This is a genomic window from Variovorax sp. GW821-FHT09B01 (assembly GCF_059418345.1).
This window is the reverse complement of sequence record NZ_JBWKPQ010000001.1, coordinates 440,704-462,280: the sequence shown is the minus strand read 5'-3', so window position 1 is coordinate 462,280 and position 21,577 is coordinate 440,704. Positions and strand designations below refer to the sequence as shown.

General features: G+C 69.8%; 24 protein-coding genes and 1 riboswitch. Of the genes, 10 read left to right on the top strand and 14 right to left on the bottom strand.

Annotation, left to right across the window (positions count from 1 at the left end):
• Positions 1-68: 68 nt before the first annotated feature.
• The gene (locus AC07RV_RS02005; RefSeq protein WP_296779816.1) at positions 69-1,082 is read left to right on the top strand and encodes a TRAP transporter substrate-binding protein; all 1,014 of its coding nucleotides are present in this window, start codon (positions 69-71) and stop codon (positions 1,080-1,082) included.
• The gene (locus AC07RV_RS02000; RefSeq protein WP_296779814.1) at positions 1,079-2,971 is read left to right on the top strand and encodes a TRAP transporter large permease; all 1,893 of its coding nucleotides are present in this window, start codon (positions 1,079-1,081) and stop codon (positions 2,969-2,971) included. Before AC07RV_RS02005 ends, AC07RV_RS02000 begins: the two co-directional genes overlap by 4 nt.
• A gap of 1 nt (position 2,972) precedes the next feature.
• Here the strand turns inward: AC07RV_RS02000 and AC07RV_RS01995 are convergent, their stop codons facing one another.
• Entirely contained in the window at positions 2,973-3,830 is an 858-nt protein-coding gene (locus tag AC07RV_RS01995) for a LysR family transcriptional regulator (RefSeq protein ID WP_296779811.1), read from the bottom strand.
• Positions 3,831-3,918: 88 nt separating this feature from the next.
• Here AC07RV_RS01995 and AC07RV_RS01990 point away from each other — a divergent pair, with 88 nt between their 5' ends.
• From AC07RV_RS01990 to lipP1, 3 genes are all read left to right on the top strand, one after another.
• The gene (locus tag AC07RV_RS01990) at positions 3,919-4,296 is read left to right on the top strand and encodes a tautomerase family protein (protein ID WP_203207448.1); all 378 of its coding nucleotides are present in this window, start codon (positions 3,919-3,921) and stop codon (positions 4,294-4,296) included.
• 35 nt (positions 4,297-4,331) lie between these two features.
• Complete coding sequence (locus tag AC07RV_RS01985; RefSeq protein ID WP_296779807.1) at positions 4,332-4,715, top strand: MerR family transcriptional regulator; 384 nt, start codon at positions 4,332-4,334, stop codon at positions 4,713-4,715.
• Between the two features lie 84 nt (positions 4,716-4,799).
• On the top strand, positions 4,800-5,732 hold the full coding sequence (lipP1, locus tag AC07RV_RS01980) for a LipP1 family hormone-sensitive lipase (protein ID WP_296779806.1): 933 nt from the start codon (positions 4,800-4,802) through the stop codon (positions 5,730-5,732).
• A gap of 5 nt (positions 5,733-5,737) precedes the next feature.
• Here the strand turns inward: lipP1 and AC07RV_RS01975 are convergent, their stop codons facing one another.
• Both AC07RV_RS01975 and AC07RV_RS01970 read right to left on the bottom strand, forming a co-directional pair.
• Positions 5,738-6,142 (bottom strand): VOC family protein, encoded by a 405-nt coding sequence (locus AC07RV_RS01975; protein ID WP_296779803.1) that lies wholly within the window; start codon positions 6,140-6,142, stop codon positions 5,738-5,740.
• A 13-nt stretch (positions 6,143-6,155) separates the two neighbouring features.
• Positions 6,156-6,908 (bottom strand): SDR family NAD(P)-dependent oxidoreductase, encoded by a 753-nt coding sequence (locus AC07RV_RS01970; protein ID WP_296779801.1) that lies wholly within the window; start codon positions 6,906-6,908, stop codon positions 6,156-6,158.
• Positions 6,909-7,055: 147 nt separating this feature from the next.
• Here AC07RV_RS01970 and AC07RV_RS01965 point away from each other — a divergent pair, with 147 nt between their 5' ends.
• A complete protein-coding gene (locus AC07RV_RS01965; protein WP_296779798.1) occupies positions 7,056-7,937 on the top strand; it encodes an AraC family transcriptional regulator in 882 nt (293 codons plus the stop codon).
• 24 nt (positions 7,938-7,961) lie between these two features.
• On the opposite strand, the gene AC07RV_RS01960 is transcribed toward AC07RV_RS01965, so the two are convergent.
• A complete protein-coding gene (locus tag AC07RV_RS01960) occupies positions 7,962-8,765 on the bottom strand; it encodes an IclR family transcriptional regulator (RefSeq protein ID WP_296779795.1) in 804 nt (267 codons plus the stop codon).
• A gap of 198 nt (positions 8,766-8,963) precedes the next feature.
• Between AC07RV_RS01960 and AC07RV_RS01955 the strand changes: the two genes are divergently transcribed.
• The gene (locus AC07RV_RS01955; RefSeq protein WP_296779791.1) at positions 8,964-10,457 is read left to right on the top strand and encodes an alpha/beta hydrolase family protein; all 1,494 of its coding nucleotides are present in this window, start codon (positions 8,964-8,966) and stop codon (positions 10,455-10,457) included.
• Between the two features lie 76 nt (positions 10,458-10,533).
• Positions 10,534-11,523, top strand: a complete 990-nt coding sequence (locus AC07RV_RS01950) for a tripartite tricarboxylate transporter substrate-binding protein (protein WP_208510258.1) — start codon at positions 10,534-10,536, stop codon at positions 11,521-11,523.
• Positions 11,524-11,541: 18 nt separating this feature from the next.
• Here the strand turns inward: AC07RV_RS01950 and AC07RV_RS01945 are convergent, their stop codons facing one another.
• From AC07RV_RS01945 to AC07RV_RS01925, 5 genes are all read right to left on the bottom strand, one after another.
• On the bottom strand, positions 11,542-12,114 hold the full coding sequence (locus AC07RV_RS01945) for a TMEM165/GDT1 family protein (protein WP_093345903.1): 573 nt from the start codon (positions 12,112-12,114) through the stop codon (positions 11,542-11,544).
• Between the two features lie 10 nt (positions 12,115-12,124).
• Positions 12,125-12,295: riboswitch (yybP-ykoY riboswitch) on the bottom strand.
• A gap of 90 nt (positions 12,296-12,385) precedes the next feature.
• Positions 12,386-13,741, bottom strand: a complete 1,356-nt coding sequence (locus tag AC07RV_RS01940) for a DUF8696 domain-containing protein (RefSeq protein ID WP_296779786.1) — start codon at positions 13,739-13,741, stop codon at positions 12,386-12,388.
• A 110-nt stretch (positions 13,742-13,851) separates the two neighbouring features.
• Positions 13,852-15,624, bottom strand: coding sequence for an ATP-binding response regulator (locus AC07RV_RS01935; protein ID WP_296779783.1), 1,773 nt, complete (start codon positions 15,622-15,624; stop codon positions 13,852-13,854).
• Positions 15,625-15,672: 48 nt separating this feature from the next.
• Entirely contained in the window at positions 15,673-16,356 is a 684-nt protein-coding gene (locus tag AC07RV_RS01930) for a response regulator transcription factor (protein WP_296779781.1), read from the bottom strand.
• Between the two features lie 291 nt (positions 16,357-16,647).
• Positions 16,648-16,959, bottom strand: coding sequence for a hypothetical protein (locus AC07RV_RS01925; protein ID WP_296779778.1), 312 nt, complete (start codon positions 16,957-16,959; stop codon positions 16,648-16,650).
• A 180-nt stretch (positions 16,960-17,139) separates the two neighbouring features.
• On the opposite strand from AC07RV_RS01925, the gene AC07RV_RS01920 reads away from it, so the two are divergent.
• The gene (locus AC07RV_RS01920) at positions 17,140-17,388 is read left to right on the top strand and encodes a hypothetical protein (RefSeq protein WP_093345893.1); all 249 of its coding nucleotides are present in this window, start codon (positions 17,140-17,142) and stop codon (positions 17,386-17,388) included.
• A gap of 15 nt (positions 17,389-17,403) precedes the next feature.
• Here AC07RV_RS01920 and AC07RV_RS01915 read toward each other — a convergent pair whose 3' ends face one another.
• Entirely contained in the window at positions 17,404-17,901 is a 498-nt protein-coding gene (locus tag AC07RV_RS01915; RefSeq protein WP_296779776.1) for an arsenate reductase ArsC, read from the bottom strand.
• A gap of 164 nt (positions 17,902-18,065) precedes the next feature.
• On the opposite strand from AC07RV_RS01915, the gene AC07RV_RS01910 reads away from it, so the two are divergent.
• Entirely contained in the window at positions 18,066-18,359 is a 294-nt protein-coding gene (locus tag AC07RV_RS01910; RefSeq protein ID WP_296779773.1) for a hypothetical protein, read from the top strand.
• Positions 18,360-18,379: 20 nt separating this feature from the next.
• Here AC07RV_RS01910 and AC07RV_RS01905 read toward each other — a convergent pair whose 3' ends face one another.
• The 4 genes from AC07RV_RS01905 to AC07RV_RS01890 are packed head-to-tail and all read right to left on the bottom strand — an operon-like array spanning position 18,380 to position 21,562.
• A complete protein-coding gene (locus tag AC07RV_RS01905; RefSeq protein WP_296779772.1) occupies positions 18,380-19,267 on the bottom strand; it encodes a VOC family protein in 888 nt (295 codons plus the stop codon).
• Positions 19,268-19,300: 33 nt separating this feature from the next.
• Positions 19,301-20,146 carry an ABC transporter ATP-binding protein gene (locus AC07RV_RS01900; RefSeq protein WP_296779769.1) on the bottom strand — a complete coding sequence of 282 codons (846 nt, stop codon included), beginning with the start codon at positions 20,144-20,146 and terminating at the stop codon, positions 19,301-19,303.
• Positions 20,143-21,000: an ABC transporter ATP-binding protein gene (locus tag AC07RV_RS01895; RefSeq protein ID WP_296779766.1), complete on the bottom strand. Its 858-nt coding sequence runs from the start codon at positions 20,998-21,000 to the stop codon at positions 20,143-20,145. The genes AC07RV_RS01900 and AC07RV_RS01895 overlap by 4 nt, the downstream gene beginning before the upstream one ends.
• Positions 20,984-21,562 carry an OsmC family protein gene (locus tag AC07RV_RS01890; protein ID WP_296779763.1) on the bottom strand — a complete coding sequence of 193 codons (579 nt, stop codon included), beginning with the start codon at positions 21,560-21,562 and terminating at the stop codon, positions 20,984-20,986. Before AC07RV_RS01890 ends, AC07RV_RS01895 begins: the two co-directional genes overlap by 17 nt.
• Positions 21,563-21,577: the final 15 nt, after the last annotated feature.

Below are 21,577 nucleotides of genomic sequence, written 5' to 3'. Positions count from 1 at the left end.
AGTTCCATCCCCTCCCCCACAGCGTTCGACAGATCCCCAGAAAACCCACACAACAGGAGACAAGCGCCATGAACATCCAACGCCGCACCGTGCTGCGCACCGCCGCCGCCGCATCCACGCTGGCCCTGCCGCTGCGCCACGCCTTCGCGCAGAAGAAGCCCTACAGCTACAAGTACGCGAACAACCTGCCGGTCACGCACCCGATGAACATCCGGGCCAAGGAAATGGCCGATGCGATCCGCGCCGAGACCCAGGGCCAGGTCGACATCCAGATCTTTCCGAACAACCAGCTCGGCTCGGACACCGACATGCTGAGCCAGCTGCGCTCGGGCGGGGTCGAGTTCTTCACGCTGTCGGGCCTGATCCTCGCCACCCTGGTGCCCGCGGCCTCCATCAGCGGCGTGGGCTTCGCGTTCCCCGACTACGCCAGCGTCTGGAAGGCGATGGACGGCGAGCTCGGCGCCCACATCCGCCAGCAGATCGCCAAGGCGAACATCCTCGCGATGGACCGCATCTGGGACAACGGCTTCCGCCAGATCACGTCCTCGAGCAAGCCCATCGCGGCGCCGGCCGACCTGAAGGGCTTCAAGGTGCGCGTGCCGGTCTCGCCGCTGTGGACCTCGATGTTCAAGGCGCTCGAGGCCGCGCCGACCTCGATCAACTTCGCCGAGGTGTATTCGGCGCTGCAGACCAAGATCGTCGACGGCCAGGAGAACCCGCTCGCAATCATCTCGACCGCCAAGCTCTACGAGGTGCAGAAGTACTGCTCGATGAGCAACCACATGTGGGACGGCTTCTGGTTCCTCGCCAACAAGCGCGCCTGGGACCGCCTGCCGCCCGAGCTGCAGACCATCGTCGCGCGGCACGTGAATGCCGCCGCGCTCAAGGAGCGCACCGACGTGGCCGAGCTCAACACCGGGCTGCAGAAGGAGCTGGCCGCCAAGGGCATGCAGATCAACCAGCCCGACCCGGCCGCGTTCCGCGACCAGCTGCGCAAGGCCGGCTTCTACGCCGAGTGGAAGGCCAAGTACGGCGACGAGGCCTGGGCGCTGCTCGAGCGCAGCGTGGGCAAGCTGGCATGAGCGCGCAGCGCCTGGCGGTCGCGCACGGCCATGGGCCCGCGCAGACCTTCGACTCGGCGGCGTCGAACCCGCTCGCGGCGCGCATCGAGCAGGCGCTCGGCGCCGCGGTGAGCGTCGCGGCCGGCGCGCTGGTGCTGGCCGACGTGGCGGTGCTGCTCGCGGGCGTGGTCGCGCGCTTCGTGCTGCACCAGCCGCTGATCTGGTCGGACGAGCTGGCCTCGATGCTCTTCATCTGGCTGGCGATGCTGGGCGCGGTGGTCGCGCTGCGGCGCGGCGAGCACATGCGCATGACGGCGCTGGTGTCGGGCCTCGCGCCAGAACGCCGGCAGCTGGCCGAGGCGCTCGCGCTGTGCGCGGCGCTCGCCTTCCTCGCGATGATCGCGTGGCCGGCCTGGGAGTACGCCGCGGAGGAACGCTTCATCACCACGCCCGCGCTCGACATCTCGAACGCCTGGCGCGCCACCGCCCTGCCCGCGGGCGTGGCGCTGATGGCGCTGTTCGCGGTGCTGCGGCTGTTCCGCGACTTCGACTGGAAGACCACCACCAAGGCCGTCTGCGTGGTGGCGATCGTGGTAGCGGCCTTCGGCTTCGGGCGTGCCGTGTTCGAGGACCTGGGCCGGCTCAACCTGCTGGTCTTCTTCGTCGGCGTGGTGCTGGCCTGCGTGCTCGGCGGCATCCCGATCGCCTTCGCCTTCGGCCTCGGCACCTTCGGCTACCTCGCGCTGACCACCGACACCGCGCTGCCCGTGATCGTCGGGCGCATGGACGAGGGCATGTCGCACCTGATCCTGCTCGCGGTGCCGCTGTTCGTGTTCCTCGGCCTGCTGATCGAGATGACCGGCATGGCCAAGGCGATGGTGGCCTTCCTCGCGAGCCTGCTCGGCCACGTGAAGGGCGGGCTCTCGTACGTGCTGGTGGGCGCGATGTACCTGGTGTCGGGCATCTCGGGATCGAAGGCGGCCGACATGGCGGCGGTTGCGCCGGCGCTGTTTCCCGAGATGCAGAAGCGTGGCGCCAGCGACGGCGAGCTGGTCGCGCTGCTGGCGGCCACCGGCGCGCAGACCGAGACCGTGCCGCCGAGCCTGGTGCTGATCACCATCGGCTCGGTCACTGGCGTGTCGATCGCGGCGCTGTTCACCGGCGGGCTGCTGCCGGCCGTGATCCTCGGGCTGATGCTGTGCGTGGTGGTGCACTTCCGCAGCCGCCACGAGGACCTGAGCCGGGTCGAGCGCTCACCCTGGTCGCAGGTGCTGCGGCTCGCGCTGGTGGCGCTGCCCGCGCTCGCCCTGCCCTTCGTGATCCGCGCCGCCGTGGTGGAAGGCGTGGCCACCGCCACCGAGGTCTCGACCCTCGGCATCGTCTACGCGGTGGTGGCCGGGATCGCGATCTACCGGCAGTTCGACTGGCGCCGGCTCGGGCCGATGCTGGTGGCCACCGCTTCGCTGTCGGGCGCGATCCTGCTGATCATCGGCACCGCCACCGCGATGGCCTGGGGCCTCACGCAGTCGGGCTTCTCGCGCTGGCTCGCCGAGCTGATGGCGAACCTGCCGGGCGGCGCCGGGATGTTCCTGGCCGTGTCGCTGGTGATCTTCGTGATCCTGGGTTCGGTCCTAGAGGGCATCCCGGCGATCGTGCTGTTCGGTCCGCTGTTGTTTCCGATCGCGCGCCAGCTCGGCATCCACGAGGTGCACTACGCGATGGTGGTGGTGCTGTCGATGGGCCTGGGCCTGTTCGCGCCGCCACTGGGCGTGGGCTACTACGCGGCCTGCGCGATCGGGCGCGTGCAGCCCGATGCGGGGATCGGGCCGATCGTGGGGTACATGCTCGCGCTGCTGGCGGGGACGATCGTGGTGGCGGCGGTTCCTTGGCTGTCGATCGGCTTCCTCTGAACTAGCCGCGCACCACGCTGCGGAACGCCACCGACAGCGCCTCGAGCGCCGCGCGCGGCCGCCCTTCGCCCACGCGCGTGTGCAGCAGCACCGGCAGGCGCGGCAACTCGGGCAACCCGAGCCGCGCGCCCACGTCGACCGCGCCGAAGGGCAGCATGCGCGGCGCCAGCGCGGCCACGCCGAGGCCGGCCATGACGGCGGCCGCGACGGCGGCGACGCCACCGCCGACGAAGACCTCGGTCCAGGGCACGCGCGCCTCGTCGAGCAGCCGCGCAGCCAGCGCGCGCACGCCGCAGGGCTCGGCCATGGTGGCCAGCGGCAGCGGCTCGCCCGCGCGGTGCTGCCAGGTCGGTGCCGCGAACCAGCCGAACTGCTCTTCGGTCAGCAGTTCGCCGTCGTTGCGGCCCGCATGCAGGCGCACGATCACGGTGTCGAGTTCGCGCCGGTCGAAGCTCTGCAGCAGCTCGCCCGAGGAGCCGATGCGGATCTCGATCAGCAGCTGCGGGTCCTGCGCGTTCATGCGCGCGATCAGCGCGGGCAGCTCGGGGCCCGCCACGTGGTCGCTGATGCCGATGGTGAGCCGCTGCCGCGCCTGCGCGAAGGCGCCGAGCGCGCGGTCGTGCACCGCCAGCAGCTCGCGCGCGTGCTCGAGAAAGGCCGCGCCCTTGGCCGACAGCTCCACGTGCCGCGGCGTGCGCTCCACCAGCCGGCAACCGAGCCGCTCCTCGAGCCGCTTGAGCTTGAGGCTGATGCCGGCCTGCGTGGTCTGCAACGCCTCGGCCGCGAGCGTGAAGCTGCCGAGCTCGACGATGCGGATGAAGGCCAGGACGGCATCGAGATCGAGGGGGCGCGCAATCATTTCGAAAAATTGTCGTTGATATAAATATCCATAGCAATTTCGTATGACTAGCATCGTCCGACATAACCACCCCATTGAAGGAATCACGATGCCCATCAGCCATGTCTTCCTGCGTGCCGGCAAGCCCGAGGCCTATCGAGCGGCGATCCTCGACGGCCTCGGCCGCGCGCTCAGCGACGCACTCGGCGTGTCCGAGGACAACCGCTTCATGACGCTCAGCGAGCACGAGCCCGCGAACTTCCGCCACGGCAACGCCTACGGCGTGACGCGCAGCGACGACGTGGTCTACATCCGGATCACGGTGTTCGACACGCGCAGCGCGCAGCAGAAGCAGGCGCTGTTCCGGCGGCTCGCGGAACTGCTGGCCGAGAGCCCCGGCCTGCGCGGCGAAGACCTGTTCGTGAACATCGTCGACTCGCCGAAGGAGAATTGGTCGGTGGGCCATGGCCTCGCGCAATTCGCCTGAGGCCCGGCCGACGAGATCCACGATGGAGACATCCCATGCTCGATATTGCAGAGGTCGCGCAGCGCGCCGGCCTGGCGCCTTCGGCGCTGCGCTTCTATGAACGGCGCGGACTGATCGAGTCCGCGGGCCGCACCGGCCTGCGGCGCGCCTACCGGCCCGAGGTGGTCGCGCGGCTGGCGCTGATCCACTGCGCGAAGTCGGCCGGCTTCTCGCTCGCGCAGATCGGGCGCCTCCTCGCGTCCACGCCCAAGGACGTCGAGCTGCGCCGCAGCATGGCCAAGCGCGCCACCGAGCTCGACCACGAGATCGAGCGGCTGCAGACCATGCGCGACAGCCTCAAGCATGCGGCCGTTTGCACACATGCCTCGCTGGTCGAATGCCCGAAGTTCAAGGCCAACTTCCGCGAGCTGGTGCGTTAGCAAGAAAACTTCGAAGAAGCGCTTGACTTGAACCGAAGTTCAAGTCGTAGATTGGCTGTCCCCTTCACCACCGGAAGACAGGACATGCCGCTTCATCCCCAGGCCCAGGCGCATCTGGATCGCCTCGCCGCCACCCGCTTCTCCGACATGCACACGCTCGCGCCCGACGCGATCCGACAGGGCATGCGCCGCATGCTCGCGGCGCTGCCACCCGGCGCGCCGGTGGCCTCGGTCGCCGACCGGCGCATCGACACCGCGGTGGGGCCGCTCGACGTGCGCATCTACCACCCGTCGCCGCAGCAGGTGCTGCCGGTCATCGTGTTCTTCCACGGCGGCGGCTTCGTGCTCGGCGACCTCGACACGCACGACGGCCTCGCGCGCGCGCTCGCCGTGGCGACGCAGGCGGTCGTGGTCTCGGTGGCCTATCCGCTGGCGCCCGAGCACAAGTTCCCGGCCGGTGTCGACGCGGCCTTCGCGGCCACCGCCTGGGTGGCCGCGCATGCGGCGCAGCTCGGTGCCGACGGGCATCGGCTCGCGGTCGCGGGCGACAGCGCCGGCGGCAACCTCGCGGCGGTGGTCGCGCTGAAGGCGCGCGATGCCGCGGGACCGCGGATCGCGCACCAGCTGCTGATCTATCCCGATGTCGATTTTCGCCGCATCAACACCTCGATCCAGGCCTATGCGGGGCAGTACGGCAACATCGGCCGCGAGATGCAGCACTGGTTCATGGACCACTACCTCGGCGATGCGGCACTGAAGACCCATGCGCTGGTCTCGCCGCTGCTGGCCGGGGACCTGCGCGGACTGCCGCCGGCCCATATCGTCACGGCCGAGTTCGATGCGCTGCGCGACGAGGGCGAAGCCTATGGCGAACGCCTGCGCGAGGCCGGCGTGCCGGTCAGCGTGAAGCGCTACGACGGCATGATCCACGAGTTCATGCGCTGGCCCTTCGACGCCACGCGCGAAGCGCTGGCCGATGCCGCGCGGGCGCTGCGGCCCACGCTGTTCGCGGCGTAGCGGCCTTAGCGCGGCGGGTGCTGCCAGCTCTTGTGGACGAACTCGAGGCTGTGGCCGTCGGGGTCGAACACGTTGGCCGCGTAGTAGCGCGGGTCGTAGTGCAGGCGGGCCCCGGGTGCGCCGTTGTCGCGGGCGCCGGCGGCCATGGCCGCGGCATGGGCCGCGTCGACTTCGGCATGGCCCGCGGCGACGAAGCCCACATGCACCGCCTCGCCGTTCACCGGGCCTTGCCGCAGCCAGAAGAACACGCGGCCCCGGGCGCCGAAGCCCTTCAGGTCGGGATGGCCGGGCGGGCCGTCCTTGCCCGCGTAGTCGTGCTGATGGGCGATGCCCAGTGGCGCGAGCGCGGTGGCATAGAAGTCGATGGAGCGTTGCACGTCGCTGACGGACAGGAAGATGTGGTCGAGCATGGGCAGCGCCTTTTCAGATGTTGTAGCCGCCGGCCACCTCGATGGTCTGCGCGTTGATCCAGGCATTGTCGGGGGACAGCAGACTCGCGATCACGCGACCGACGTCGTCGGGCGCGCCGATGCGGCCGAGCGCGGTCTGCGCGGCGAGCTGGGTCTCGAAGCCGGGACTCTGGTCGAGCGCGTCGCTGGTCATGTCGGTGCGGATGGCACCCGGCGAAACGGCATTGGCGCGGATGCCGCGCGCACCGAACTCCTTGGCCATGTAGCGCGTGAGCACTTCCAGCCCGCCCTTGAAGGCGGCATAGGGCGCGACGCCCGGTGTCGCGACGCGCGTGGTCGCGCTCGTGAGGTTGACGATGTGGCCGCCATCGGCCATCAGCGGCAGCAGCGCCTGGGTCAGGAAGAACGGTCCCTTGAGGTGCACATCGAGCAGGCCGTCGAACTCGGCCTCGCTGACCGTGGCGATCGGGTTGAAGAGGCCATAGCCCGCGTTGTTGACCAGCGCATCGAAGCTGTTGCGCTTCCATGTCGCTTCGAGCGTTGCCGCAACCCGGTCGCGAAAGCCGGCGAACGATGCGACCTGGCCCACATCGAGCGCGAGAGCCGCGGCCTTGCCGCCCTCGGCCTCGATCGTGCGCACGAGCGCCTCGGCACCGGCCGCGTGGCTGTTGTAGGTGAGGATCACGCCCATGCCGCGTTTGGCGGCCTGCAAGGCCGTGCTGGCGCCGAGGCCGCGGCTCGCGCCGGTGATGATGACGATGTCCATGCGTGCTTTCGTTGAATCGGTGATGCATCGACGATAGGTGGCGGCCCGCGTCGCGGCCTGCCCATTCCTGCCTCGGGCCTGCCCAAAACTGCCTTGCAGGCACGCGGGCACTTGCGATGCACGCAGCGGTGCGATCTGATGCGCCCCATGGAAGAACAACTGGCGGAACTCCGCGACCTGGCCGTGCATGCGCGCAACCGCCTCACGGAAACCGGCATTCCGCGCGTGGCCATGGTGCAGGGGAAGATTCCCGAGCACGAGCTCAACGCGGTCTACGACCCGATGGTCAACCTGGTTCTGCAGGGCGGCAAGTCGATGACCGTCGGCGACCGCACGCTGCACTACGGCCCGGCTACCTATTTCGTGATGTCCATCGAACTGCCCGCGGCCGGAACGGTACGGCCCGCGCCGGGCGGCGAGCCCTATCTCGCGGTGGCCCTGAGCCTGCAGCCGGCGGTGATCGCGGCGCTGATCGCCGACCTGCCGCCGATCGCGCTCGCGCAGAAACCCGAGGCCGGCTTCTCGGTGGCCGCGGTCACGCCGGACCTGATGGACGCCTGGGTGCGCATGCTGCGGCTGATGCGGCGGCCCGCCGACATCCCGGCGCTGGCGCCGGTCTACGAGCGCGAGATCCTCTATCGCGTGCTGCAGGGACCGCTGGGCGCGATGCTGCGCGGCATCGCCATGCCCGACAGCGCGCTCTCGCGCGTGAGCCGCGCGATCCAGCGGATCCGGCGCGACTTCGCGCAGCCGCTGCGCGTCGAGGCGCTCGCGCAGCAGGCCTCGATGAGCGCGTCGGCCTTCCATCGGCACTTCAAGGCCGCGACCTCGCTGAGCCCGGTGCAGTACCAGAAGCGCATCCGCCTGCTGCAGGCACGCACGCTGCTGGTGGCGCATGGCCAGAGCGTGAGCTCGGCTGCCTTCGAGGTCGGCTACGAGAGCGCCACGCAGTTCAGCCGCGAATATGCGCGCGCCTTCGGGCTGCCGCCGGGGCGCGACGCGGAACGGATACTGGCCGGGCACGCCTGAGCGCGCACCGCGGGCAACGCCCGCTCAGTTGTCGTCTACGCGCACGAAGGACTCGAGCACCTTGACCATGCGCGCAAGCTGCGGGCCGATGTCCTGCTCGAGCAGCTCGCGGCCGAAGCGGCTGGCCGAGCCGCCGACGTTGAAGGTCACGACGTTGCCGTCGGCCTGCCGGATGGCCGCGCCCACGCCGCTGATGTCGCTCTCCCAGCCGCGCACGACCATCGTGAAGCCGCGCTCGCGCCAGTGGGCGAGCGAGGTCTCGATGGCCTGCTGCGTCTGCGGCCAGCGCTCGCGGTCGGCCAGGCGGATCTCGCCCAGCAGCCGCTCGCGCTCCTTCGCATCGAGCGCGCAGAGGTAGGCATGCCCCATCGCGGACAGCGCCACGGGCAGCCGCGAACCGATGTCCAGGCCCAGCGACAGCGGCGCGCTCGAGCGGCAGTTCTCCACGTAGAGCATCGACAGCCCGTTGCGGATGCCGAGCGACACCGAGGCGTCGTAGCGGTCGGCCAGGTCCTGCATGTAGGGCCGCGCGATGCGCCGCAGCTTGAGGTTCGACACCATCGTGATGCCGAGCGCGACCAGGCCGTCGCCATGCGCGTACTTGCCGGTCTCGCGCGAGTGGCGCAGGTAGCCCGCCACGACGAGGGTGTAGGCGAGCCGCGCGATCGTGGGCTTGGGCAGGCCGGTGCGGCGCGCGAGCTCGGTGCTGGTGAGCCATTTCTCGTCGGGGCCCCAGGCGGCCAGGATGTCCAGCCCGCGCGCCAGCGCGGTCACGAAGCGCTGGCTGTCGGCACCCTCCTCGAAGTCGATCTGCTTGGTGCGGCCCATGCGTTTCTCTCAATTTAATTTCGTTGGACGGAATTATATTTTCAGCAGTTGGAAACGGTTCATGGAATTCCCTATACGAGAGAAACGCGAGCGGAAAGATACTCGCCGTCGTTCGAAAGAACGTTCCATAAATCTAATTCCGCTGAACGAAATTAAAAGATTCACGCGGAACCCATCCCCACACGCAGGAGACATCTCGTGAAGTTCCATCGCCATCCGGGCCGCCGCGCCACCCTTCTCTCGCTCATCGCCGCCGCGACGCTGGCCGCCTGCGGCGGCGGTGGCGGCGATTCGTCGGGCGCCAGCGCCGCGGCGCTGGCCGCCGCCATCGCCGCGCAACAGGCCGGTGCAGGCGGCGCGGGCGCCGGCAATCCCCCGGCACCGCCGCCCCCGGCCGCACCCGAGCCCGAGGAAACGCGCGCGCAGGACAGCCGCCAGTTCACGGTCGACGAGACCAAGCTGCCGTTCGCGGCCATCTCGGGCGCGCCCGACACCGACCGCTGGTGGGGCGTGCTCGAGGGCGCGGGCTACCGCGTCGAAGTGCCGAAGAACTGGAACGGCATGCTCGTGATGTACGCGCACGGCTACGGCGGCACGGGCCCGGTGGTGAGCGTCAGCGATCCCACCATCCGCGCGCACCTGATCGGCCAGGGCTATGCCTGGGCCGCGTCGAGCTACACCAAGAACTACTACGACGTGCGCGCCGGCGTCGAGGACACCAACGCGCTCGCGCTGGCCTTCCAGCGCATCGCCTCGCAGAACGGTCGCACGCTCGATGCACCGCGCAAGACCTACATCGTCGGCCAGTCGCTGGGCGGCCACGTGGCCGCGGCCGCGGTCGACGCCGAGGCGACGGAGACGGCCAACCACAAGGTGCGCTATGCCGGCGCGGTGCCGATGTGCGGCGTGCTCGGCGACACCGAGCTCTACAACTACTTCGGCGCCTCGCAGATCGCCGCGCAGCAGCTGGCGGGCCTGCCCGTCAACGGCTGGCCCGTGAGCAACTGGAACGACCTGCTGCCCACGGTGCGCGCCGCGCTGTTCACGAGATTCCCGAGCGCGACGACCGCGCAGGGCGAGAAGTACAAGGCCATCGTCAAGAACCTCACGGGCGGCGAGCGCCCGATGTTCGATGCCGGCTTCGCGGGCAGCATGAACGCCACCGTGTGGGGCACCTTCGGCCGCGACGGCACCATCAACGGCATCCTCAACCGCGACGGCTACGACACCACCGGCTTCGTCTACCAGCTCGACAACGACCCGGCGCAAAGCCCGGAGGAAGTCACCTTCAACCAGGGTGCCTACCGGCTGCATGCCGACCCCGAGGCCAACCGGCTGCGGCGCGACGGCCTGCGCTGGTTCCCCAAGTCCAATGCGCGCATCGACGTGCCGGTGGTGACCATCCACACGCTGGGCGACGTCTACGTGCCGTTCAGCATGGAGCAGATCTACAAGCGCCGCGCCGATGCGCTGGGCACCTCGAAGTGGCTCGTGCAGCGCGCGATCCGCGGCATCAGCCACTGCGACTTCACGACCGAGGAGCAGACCCAGGCCTTCGACGCGATGACGAACTGGGAGCAGAACGGCGTGAAGCCGGCCGGCGACGAGGTGCTCGATGCCGCGACCGTGGCGCGCGCCGACTACGGCTGCAAGTTCTCCTCGGCCAGCCGCGGCGGTTGCCCCGCGCCCTGACGGCGCCGGTGCGGCCCGTCCCGTTCGCGGGGCGGCCGCACCGCCCTTCCCGTTTTCTTCGTTCGCACGTCCCGCCATGAAACAACCCACCCTCACCCGCCGTGCGCTGCACGCCCTGCTGCTGGCCGCCGGCCTCGCCGCCGCTCCCGCCTTCGCGCAGTCCGATGCCTTTCCGGTGCGGCCGATCCGCGTGCTGATCGGCTTCACCGCCGGCGGCTCGACCGACGTGCCCTTCCGCGTGCTGGCCGAGAACGCCTCGAAGATCCTCGGCCAGCCGGTGATCATCGAGAACAAGCCCGGCGCGGGCGGCGTGCTGCCCGCGCAGACCATGCAGGCCACCGCGCCCGACGGCTACACGCTCGCGCAGGTGCCGCTGCCGGTGTTCCGCCTGCCCTACACCACCAAGCTCAACTGGGACCCGGCCAACGACCTGAGCTACGTGATCGGCCTCGCCGGCTATTCCTTCGGCCTGGTGGTGCCCGCCGATTCGCCGATCAAGTCGATGCGCGAGTACCTCGCCTATGCCAAGGCCAACCCGGGCCGCCTGAGCTACGGCACGCCGGGTGCGCTCACCACGCTGCACCTGACGATGGAAGCGATCGCGATCCAGGCCGGCGTGGAGTTCAATCACGTGCCCTACAAGGGCAACTCCGAATCGCTGCAGGCGGTGCTCGGCGGCCACGTGATGTCGGTCGCCGACACGCCGGGCTGGGGCCCCTATGTCGACCAGGGCAAGCTGCGGCTGCTGTCGACCTGGGGCGAGCAGCGCTCGAAGAAGTATCCGAACGCGCCCACGCTCAAGGAGTCGGGCATCGACATGGTGCAGGCCTCGCCCTTCGGCCTGGTGCTGCCCAAGGGCGCGAACCCGAAGGTGGTCGCGATCCTGCACGACGCCTTCAAGAAGGCGATGGAGATGCCCAACTACCAGGAGTCTCTCGCCAAGTTCGACATGGAGACCTTCTACATGGACAGCGCGGCCTACAAGCAGTACGCGGTGCGCACCATGAAGACCGAGAAGGCCGTGATCGACAAGCTGGGCCTGGGCACGGCGGGCGCCGCCAAGTAGGCGGCCGCCCGCCGGGGCTCAGAACAGGTTGCCGACGTTGAACAGTGTCAGCAGCCCCAGCACGCCGAAGATGACGGCGGCCACGCCGTGCACCAGCCGCATCGAGACCTTGGCCGCGATCTTCTCGCCGAGGAAGACCGCGGGCGCGTCGGCCAGCATCATGCCCAGCGTGGTGCCGATCACGACCTGCACCACGTCGGGATAGCGCGCGGCCAGCGCCACGGTCGCGATCTGCGTCTTGTCGCCCATCTCCGCGAGGAAGAAGGTGATGACCGTGGTGCCGAAGGCGCCGAAGCGGCTCTTGGTCTTCGCGGCGTCGTCGTCGATCTTGTCGGGGATCAGCATCCACGCGGCCATGGCCAGGAACGAGGCGCCGATCACCCAGCGCAGGATGTTCGGCCCCATGGCCTGGGCCACCCAGCCGCCGAGCGCGCCCGCGGCCGCGTGGTTGACGACGGTGGCGGTGAAGATGCCCGCGACGATCTGCCAGGGTTTGCGAAAGGTCGCGGCCAGGATGATCGCGAGCAGTTGGGTCTTGTCGCCCATTTCCCCGAGCGCGACCACGCCCGTGGATACGAGTAAGGCTTCCATGATGAAAAGAGAACTCCCTGGGCCAGCGACGCGAAGACCACGCCACTTCCCGGCCCATACCGAGGTGACGTGGTCAAAGGTCTTGCCAGGCTCTAAAGCTGCTCGCGCCATGGCCGAAGGCCAAGTGTGTTGACGCGGGCTCCTGCGTTGCGCAGGTCAGCTACTCCCCAATGACTGAGGCCGCGATCTTAGGGGCGAGCGTCGAATCGCCCTCGTCTTTTCGACGAATGTCCCCGTGTCGAGAGCGAGTTGCATTACCGGGCATGCGCGCTCAGGGCGCGAGCGTGAGCTTGAGGATCTGGTTGCCGTGGTTCGCGCCCACGTAGACGGTGCCGTCGGCGGCCACCGCCACGCCGATCGGGAAGTTGAAGGCGATCGGCGCGCCGGTGCCGTCCTGCAGGGTGCTGATCTCGCCCGCGGGCGTGACCACGCGCGCCACGCCATCCCAGGCGTGGGTCAGGAACACGTTGTCGTGCCCATCCACCGCCACGCCGTACGAATAGCCGAGCTTGGCCGGCGTGGCCACCGTTCCGTCGACCACGCCCGCGCCCGCGTTGCCGTTCGCGCAATCGCCCAGCAGCGTGCTCACGGTGGCGCTGGCCACGTCGATCTTGCGCAGGCAGGGACTGTCGGTGTCGGTGTCGTAGAGCGTCTTGCCGTCGCGGCTGAGCGCCAGGCCCTGCGGGCGCGCGAACTGGGCGGCCGTGCCGACGCCGTCGAGGTAGGCCTGCGTGCCGTCGCCCGCGAGCGTGCTCGTGGTGCCGTCGGCCGCGACCTTGCGCACGCGCTTGTTCTCCGTGTCCGCCACGAACAGGTTGCCCGCGCTGTCGAGCGCGATGCCGGTGGGGTTGTTGAACATCGCGGTGGCCGGGCTGTCGGCGTATCCGCTCGCGCTGCCGCCGACCCAGGTGCTGGCGGTCGTGGCGTTGGGCGCGATCTTGCTGATGCGATGCTGGTCGCTCACGTAGAGGGTGCCGTCGGCCGCCAGTGCCAGGCCGACCGGCGCATTCATCGTCGTCCCCGGCGTCACCTCGGCACCGCTGCCGCTGGCGGTGTCGATCCGATAGACCGAGCCATTGCCGCCCATGGCCACGTAGAGCTTCGCGCCGCTCGCATCGAGTGCGAGCTGATAGGGGCTGCTGTAGCTCACGCCCGTCGTCGCCAGCACGGTGGCGACCCAGGGCTTGACCGTCAACGTGGCGGCGCTGCTCGTCACGCTGCCGCTGGCGCCCGTCACCCGCACGCGCAGTTGCTGGCCGCTGTCGGCCAGCAGGCTGGCGGCCGTGCGGAAGCTGTCGCTTGTGGCACCGGCGACATCGGTCCAGTGGGCACCGCCGTCGGTGCTGCGTTGCCACTGGTAGGCCGTGGCGTGCGCGGCCTGCACCTTCAAGGTGGCGGACACGCCCTGGCCCACGGTGGTGTTCGATGGCTGCGTCGTGATCGAAGCCGCGGCTGGGGCGGGTGCCGGCGGAGGTGTCTGCGCGGCAGGCGCGGGAGCGGGAGCGACCGGGAAGCCGGCAAAGCCCCCGCCACCGCCGCCACCCCCGCAGGCCACCAGCACGAGATTCATGACCAGCAACGCGACGGGTGTGCGCGCTGCACGGCAAACGGCAAGACGGGTGTTCATGAGAGGCCTTCCTTCTTTCAAGTGAGTGGATGAGAAGGCCTCCACGGTAGGGATCGCGACACCTGCGATCTAGTGTCGAAGGTCATCGACTTTCGGCGGAAAAAAGACGCTCAGGCGTGCCTGCGGACGCGCGTCGTTCCGTGTCGCGTCAGCGCTGCGAGGGCCTGCAGCAGCCTGTCGGCCGCCACCGGCTTGAGCAGCACCTGCAGGCCTGCGTCGTGCATCTGCTGCTGCCGTCGTGGCGCGGTTTCCCCGGTGATCAGCAACACCTGCAAGCCGGGGCCGAAGCGCGCGCGCAGCCGCTGCGCCACGGCCAGCCCGTCGGCGCCATCGGCCAGGCGCACGTCGCACAACAACACGTCGACCGGCGAGCCGTCCTGCGCGGCCTGCGCCAGCACGGCCTCGGCCTCGGCCTCGCTGGCCACCGCGTCGATGGCCACGCGATGCGCCTGCAGCAGCCCGGTCACGGCCTGGCGGATCGGCGCCTCGTCGTCGATCAGCAGCACGCGCCGCGGCAAGGGCAGGACGGCGTCGGGGCGTGCGATCGAGGGCGCGACACCCGAGGCCGACACCGCCGGCAGCACCATGCGGAAGCGGCTGCCACGCTGCGGGCGCGAATGCACCTGCAGCGGATGCGCCAGCAGGCGCGAGAGCCGCTGCACGATCGACAGGCCGATGCCCAGCCCCTGCGCGCGATCGCGGCCCGGATTGTCGACCTGGTAGAACTCGTCGAAGATGCGGCCGAGGTGCTCGGGCGAGATGCCGATGCCGGTGTCGCAGACGTCGATCCACACCAGGGGCCCGCGCGCACGGGCGGCCACCACCACGCCGCCACGCGGCGTGTACTTGAGCGCGTTGTCCACCAGATTGGAGAGCAGCCGCTGCAACAGCTGCGGGTCGCTCAGCACCCAGCACGGCGTGGCGCGCAATCGGAGTTGCAGGTCCCTGCCGGCCGCCTGCGCCGCGAACACGTTGTTGAGCGCGAGGAACAGCGGATTGAGTTCCACCGGCCGGATCCGCGGTGCCACCTCGCCGGCATCCAGCCGCGAGATGTCCAGCAAGGTATCGAGCGAATCGCCGAGCGTTCCGACCGCATCCATCAGTCGCACCGCGTGGTCCCATTCCTCGCTGCCCTGCAGCTTCTTCTCGATCACCGCGCCGAACAGCGCGATCGCATGCAAGGGCTGGCGCAGGTCGTGGCTCGCCGCGGCGAGAAAGCGCGTCTTCTCCTCGCTGGCGCGCTGGGTCGCGGCGATCTGGTGGCTCAGCTGCTCGGCCAGCGCCTCCTTCTCGAAACGCATGGTCAGCGAGGCCGTCAGCAGCCGATGGTGCTGCAGCGCGAAGGTGATCATCACGCACATGTAGAGCAGGCAGCCGGTGGCCAGGAACAGGTGCACCGTGTCGCCGCGCCAGGCCAGCGCCAGGGTCAGGCTCGCCATGCTGGGCACGATGAAGCGCGGGATGTTGCGCTTGAGAACCGCCAGCGACAGCGCACCGCCCGCGCAGCCGCCCATCATCATCACGATGACCATCACCCAGAGCCCGAGGTTGCGCCCCGGCGGCACGCACAGCCAGGGCGCGAGGCCCCAGACGCAGGAGCGCAGCAGCACGTTGCGCGCATTGAAGCGCGCCCAGTACTCGGGATGCTCGGCCGCATCGAGGCTGCGCCGGTAGCGCCGGTAGGCGCGTCGCAGCGTCAATGCCAGGTGCAGCGCCATCCACAGCAGCACCTGCCAGCGCCACGTGGCCACGAACAGGCCGATGCCCAGGGCCTGCGCCGTGAGCATGTCCGCGAGATAGGCGGCCGGCGCATTCGCATGGACCGCCGCCACCTGTTCGCGCAGCACCCGCCGGGCCAGTTCGGGCGGGGGTGACTCAGTCATCGCGAGCATGCGGGCATCTCCCATCGAAGGCCGCATGGCGCGGAGAGCTTATCGAAGGCTGCTGATGAGCTGGGCCCGCGAGCGCATGCCGAACAGCAGCAGCAAGGTGGACACATGGTTCTTGACCGTGCCCTCGGTCAGGTGCGACAGCTGCGCGATCTCCTTGTTCGACTTGCCGGCCAGCAGCCAGTCGAGGATCTCGACCTGGCGCGCATTGAGCTGCGGCTGCGGCTCGGCGCGCGCCGGCGTCGTGGGCGCGCTGCTCGAGGTCATCGATGGCCGCGGCGGCAGGCCGATCAGGTCGTTGTCCCTCACGTAGCGCAGCACCTCGCCCAGGTGGCCGGTCTTGGGCAGGAAGGCCTGCGCCCCGAGCGCCATCGCGCCGTGCATCAGCGCATGGCTGTCCTTGCCCGAGAGCACGATCACGGGCGAGGAAGGAAAGGCGCGCCGGAAGCGCACCAGGGTGTCCAGCCCCTGCGAGTCGGGCAGGTCGAGATCGAGCAGCACCAGGTGGTGTGAGGCCTCATGGAGCGCGTAGAGGTGCAAGGCGTCGGCGAGGCAGCGCGCCTCGTACACCGGCACGCTGCCGGTCTCCGCGAGCAGCAGCGCGCGCAGGCCGAGGCGCACCAGCTCATGGTCGTCGACCACCAGGATGCCGCGCGCCGGCAGGGGCACACCGGCTTCGCTGCGCAGCGGCGCGGCATGCGGTGACAGGGGTGTGGCGTGGGCCATGGGCGGGCATCTTAGTGCTGCCTCGAGCGAAAAACGAAATGACCAAAGTCATGAAAACCGCTGCTGCGCGGCGAGCGGCCGGCGCTGTCGGCAAGGGACTCGCCCTTTGGGATATTGCGCGATCCTCGCTGGTGTCGTCGCCAGTCCTGCTGCACGTCGAAAAGGAGCGACCGCATCGAGGATTCCAGTCTTCTGCGGGCTCATTCGCCACGCAAACGCGCTCACCTACGCAAGAAGAGATAGCTCTTCTGGACGCCTCGGCTCATGAGTGCCGCGCAAAGCGGCCCGCGCTCAGATCGCGATCGAAGGCAGTGCCTGCCCCTGCGCGGCGCGTGGTCCCACCACGATGCGCTGAGGCCGCTCCGCGCGCGGCAGCGGCTCGGGCAAGGCCTCGGGTGCGGCCGCGCTCGTGCCGAGCACGCCCCACACGGCGGCGAAGCGCACGTCGGCTTCCTTGCGCAGGCGCGCGATCTGTTCGATCTCCTGGGGTGCGACCTTGATGCGGCCGCCGCGCGTTCGCTGGTGCAGCACGTGAATGGCCGCCTGGGCCGCGTCTTCAGCGCCCACCCATGCCGCAAAGGCGGCGTCCCGGTTGTCTTGCATGCTTGTTCCCCAGCGAAGAAGTTGGGCGCAGTCGCAATCATCTACGCCTTGATACACCGTATCGATCGGACCGTGGGTGTTCTGTAGGTCATTGCCGACTCGGCCTGCCGGTGGAGGACTGCCTGCCACCCGCGCCGGGGGCTGATCATTCTCCCGACCAAGACCTCGAGGAAAAAAACCATGTCCCAGCTCAGCGTCGATCTCTACCAAAGCGTCACCGATCCCGAGAAATTCATGGCCGTTCCGTCCGGCACCGATCCCGCCGAACTGACCGGGCCGATGGTGTTCGACCGGGACTACGGGCAGGTGGTGCGCTACCGCCAGGGTTTCGAGTTCGACCCCACGCAGGACTACGCGGGCGCCAACGCCGCCAAGATCGCCGCTGACGTTCTGACCGTCAGGTGGGCGCTCTACCGCCGCGAAGGCTGAGCCCACGCGAGCGGCTCAAGACGTCCCGATCTGACGCGCCTCCGCCTCGATCACGAGGCGGTCGATGCGTTCGTCGGGCAGGTTGACCAGCAACTCCACGTGCCGGCGGATCGCATGCATGGTCTGCACGAAGGCGTCGTCGCCGAGTTCCGCACCCGGTGCGCGCGGGTCGGGATGCGACCAGTGCGCCGAGGCGGGCTGGCCGGGCCAGACCGGGCAGGTCTCGCCCGCGGATTCGTCACAGAGCGTGACCACGAGGTCCATGTGCGGCGCCGAGGCCGCGCCGAATTCTTCCCAGCTCTTGCTGCGCAGTCCTTCGGTCGGCAGACCCGCGCCGCGCAGTGCCTCGAGCGTGCGCGGATCGGCCTGGCCGTCGGGCGTGGGCGCATGGCCCGCGGAATGCGCGACGAAGCGGCCGTGGCCCAGTTGGTTGAGTAGCGATTCGGCGATCAGGCTGCGCGCGGCATTGCTGTTGCAGAGGAACAGGACGTGGACGGGATGGCCAGGATTCATGGCGTGACGCGAGGCCGCGCGTCGCGGCCCGGTTTGTTGCGGACCCGGGCATTGACGCCGCTTCCGATGACGCACGCATGACACCCCCGCGCCGGCGTGTGTAGTGCCGGCGTCACCTTCGCTGCGCACGATGGCGTCTTTCTCCACTTCACCGAAAGCACCGCATGTCCACCGACGCCAAGCTCATCGCCGCCGCCGAACTCGCCGACCACTACATCGAGATCATCCTGTCGGAAGAACCGGCCCTGCTGGTCGAGAAGATCGCCGACCAGGGCGCGAAGGACATCGCCAAGTCGGCCAAGGCGCTGGCCGAGTTCCGCCTGCAGCTGGCGAAGGCGCTGGCCGAGCAGCCGATCCCCGAGTACTTCGAGGAATCGGAAGAGGAAGAAGAAGAGGAGTCGGAAGAAGAATCGGCCGAGGACGGCGAAGAAGCCAAGGACGAGCACGCCGACAAGTAAGCGGCCCGCTCCCGCGCCGTTCAGCCGCCCACGAGGCTGTCGAGCGCCGAGGCGCGCCGCGCGGCGCCTTCGCGCGCGGCCGGCGCGAATTCGATCGATGCGCCATGCGTCTTCGCGAGGTCCGGCGCCTCGAGCGACGGCGTGGCCGCGGTGTGCAGCACCAGCGCGTACGGCCCCTCGCCGCGCGCGCTGAGCCGCTGCTCCACCGCGCGGCCGATGGGCGTGGCGGCATCCGTCTTCGCGCTGGCGCGCGGCGACGAGAACACCAGCGCGCTGCCGCCGAGCGCGATCACGGCCAGCCGCACGCCGCTGCCCGGCAGCGCCACGGCTTCGCCGACATGCACCGCCACTTCGCCATGCCCGTCGCCGAGCAGCGCGCGGTAGCGCTCGAGCGTGGCGTCGAGGTCGTGCACCGCGAGCGCGAGGCTGCCGACGCCGAGCGCGCCATTGGGATGCGTGCGCGCATCGCCCTCGGGCACGCGCAGCGCGCGCGGCGTAAGGTCGCCGCACAGAAAAGGCAGGTCTGCCGTCGCGGGTCGCGCGGTCTGCCAGCGCAGGCGTTCGCCGTCGGGGCGCACGCGACCGCCGTCGAGCGGGCCGTCGAGCGCGAGCCCGCGCGCCTTGGCCTCCTCGACGGTGATCGCGGTGCTGCGCGGCAGCAGCGCGAAGTCGACGATGCCTTCGCCATGGCGCTGCAGCAATTGCCACCAGCGCTCCTCGGGCGAGGGCGCGCGCCAGGCGATCAGCTCGAAGTAGCTGCCGTCCTGGAACACCACCAGCGCGTTGTGCGTGGTGCGGCCCGGATGGTCGCCGCCGCGCAGCACCTGGAAGCCGAGCGCCGCGTAGTCGGCGATGGCGCTCTCGAGGTCGTGCACCGCGATGACGATGTGGTCGAGTTTCAATGACATGGTCGTGTGTTCTCCCGTGGGGGCGTGTGAAGTTCAGGAGGCGGTGCGCGCGGCGCCGTCGCCGCCCAGGTAGGCATCGCGGATGCGCGGGTCGTCGAGCAGCGCGGCGGCCGGGCCCGAGAGCACGATGCGTCCGGTCTGCAGCACGTAGCCGTGGTGCGCGATCTGCAGCGCGAGGCTGGCGTTCTGCTCGACCATGAAGACCGAGACGCCCTGGGCGTTGATGCGCGCGATCAGCTCGAGCACCTTGTCGACATACAGCGGCGACAGGCCCATGGTCGGCTCGTCCATGCAGATGAGCTGCGGGCGGCCCATGAGCGCGCGCGCCATCGCCACCATCTGCTGCTCGCCGCCCGAGAGCGTGCCGGCCTGGAAGGCTATGCGCTCGGCCACGCGCGGGAACAGCTCGAGCATGCGCTCGAGGTCCTCGGCCACCGCGCGGCGGTCGTTGCGCGCGTAGGCACCCATCAGCAGGTTCTCGCGCACGGTCATGGCCGGGAACAGCCGGCGCGCCTCGGGGACCGAGCCGATGCCCTTGCGGATGATCTGCGGCGTGCTCAGGCCCAGCGTCGAGACGCCGTCGAACAGCACCTCGCCCGAACGCGGCTTGAGCAGGCCCAGCACGATCTTCATGGTGGTCGACTTGCCGCTGGCATTGCCGCCGAGCAGGCTCACGATCTGGCCCTTGCGCACCTCGATGTCGAGGTCGAAATGGGCCTGCACCGGGCCGTAGAAGCTGTTGACCTTGCGCAGCTGGAGCAGCGGATGGACGGCGGTGCGGGCCACGGGGCCAGCGGCCGGCTCGGCATGGTCGTCGTCGCGGCCGTCTCCCCACAAGGGCGACGGCGGCAGGCCCGTGCGGGCGACGGTGGCGATCATGCGGGCACCGCCTCGGGCTGTGCCCGATTCACCTGCCCCACCTGCCGGTGACCGAGGTAGGCCTCGATCACCGCGGGGTCGTTGCGCACGTCGTCGGGCCGGCCCTCGGCGATCTTGCGGCCGTCGTCGAGCACGGCCACGCGGTCCGACAGCTGCATCACGAGGTCGAGCTTGTGCTCGATCAGGAGGATGGTCTGGCCGCGCGCCTTCAGGCCGCGGATGATCTCGAGCATCTCGGCGGTCTCGCTCTCGTTCATGCCGGCCGTGGGTTCGTCGAGCAGCAGCAGCCGGGGCTGGAGCGCGAGCGCGCGCGCGATCTCCACCCGGCGGCGGTTGGCGTACGAGAGGCTGTAGGCCGGGTGGTCGATGCGCGGCGCCAGCCGTTCGCCGAACAGCGCGACGATCTCGAGCGCCTCCTGGCGCAGCGTCTCCTCCTCGCGCCGCACGGCGGCGGGCTGCACCAGCGCAAGCGCCAGCTCGGCCAGCGCGCCCAGGCCCGGCACGCCGCCCACGCGCGGCTTCACGGCGCGCAGCCGGGTGTGCGCGCCGACCAGCACGTTGTCGAGCACCGAGAGGTTGGCGAACACGCGCCCATGCTGGAAGGTGCGCGCCAGGCCGCGCGCGGCGAGTTGCTGCGCGGGCAGGCCCGTGATGTCCTGCCCCTCGAACAGCACCTGCCCCGCGTCGGGCCGGTCCAGGCCGGTCACGAGGTTGAAGAGCGTGGTCTTGCCGGCCCCATTGGGCCCGATCACGCTGAGCAGCTCGCCCTCGGCCACGTGCAGGTCGACCGCGTTCACGGCCGTGAGGCCGCCGAAGCGGCGCACCAGGCCGCGGATCTCAAGCAGCGATGGCATCGCCCGCTTCCTGCGGCGCGTTGGCGGCCTGCGCCTTCGAGTTCACGAGCTTCACCTCGGCACGGATGGTCTGCGGGTTGCGCAGCAGGTTGAGGATCGGGCAGTTGCGCTCGACCGCCTCGAACAGCGCGTCGATCTCGGCTTGGCTCGCGGGCGAATCGATGTGCACCGTGTAGCCGATCTGGTGCGGCCAGATCGGCGTGCTCTCGTGGCCCGGCTTGCCGCCGCGCGGATCGATGAGGCCCGTGACCTCGACCTCGAGGCTTTCCAGCGGCACCTGGCGTTCGGCCGCCTGGATCAGGAAGATGTGCGTGACGCAGGTGCCCAGTACGCCGAGCTGCAGCTCGGGCGAGCTCGGGCCGAGGTCATAGCCCGCGAAGTTCGGCGGGCTGTCGCTGATGACCTGATGGTCGCGGATGCGCAGGCGGCGCACGCCGCTGCGGCCCTCGGCCTTGACGCTGGCCTTCAGTTGCAGCGGCTGCGCGCTGCCCGCGTCGACGGCGGCATTGCGCGCCAGCACGGCGGCGCGCTTCTCGGCGAGGTAGTCGTTGAGGTGGCTCATGGTGCGTGGTTCTTT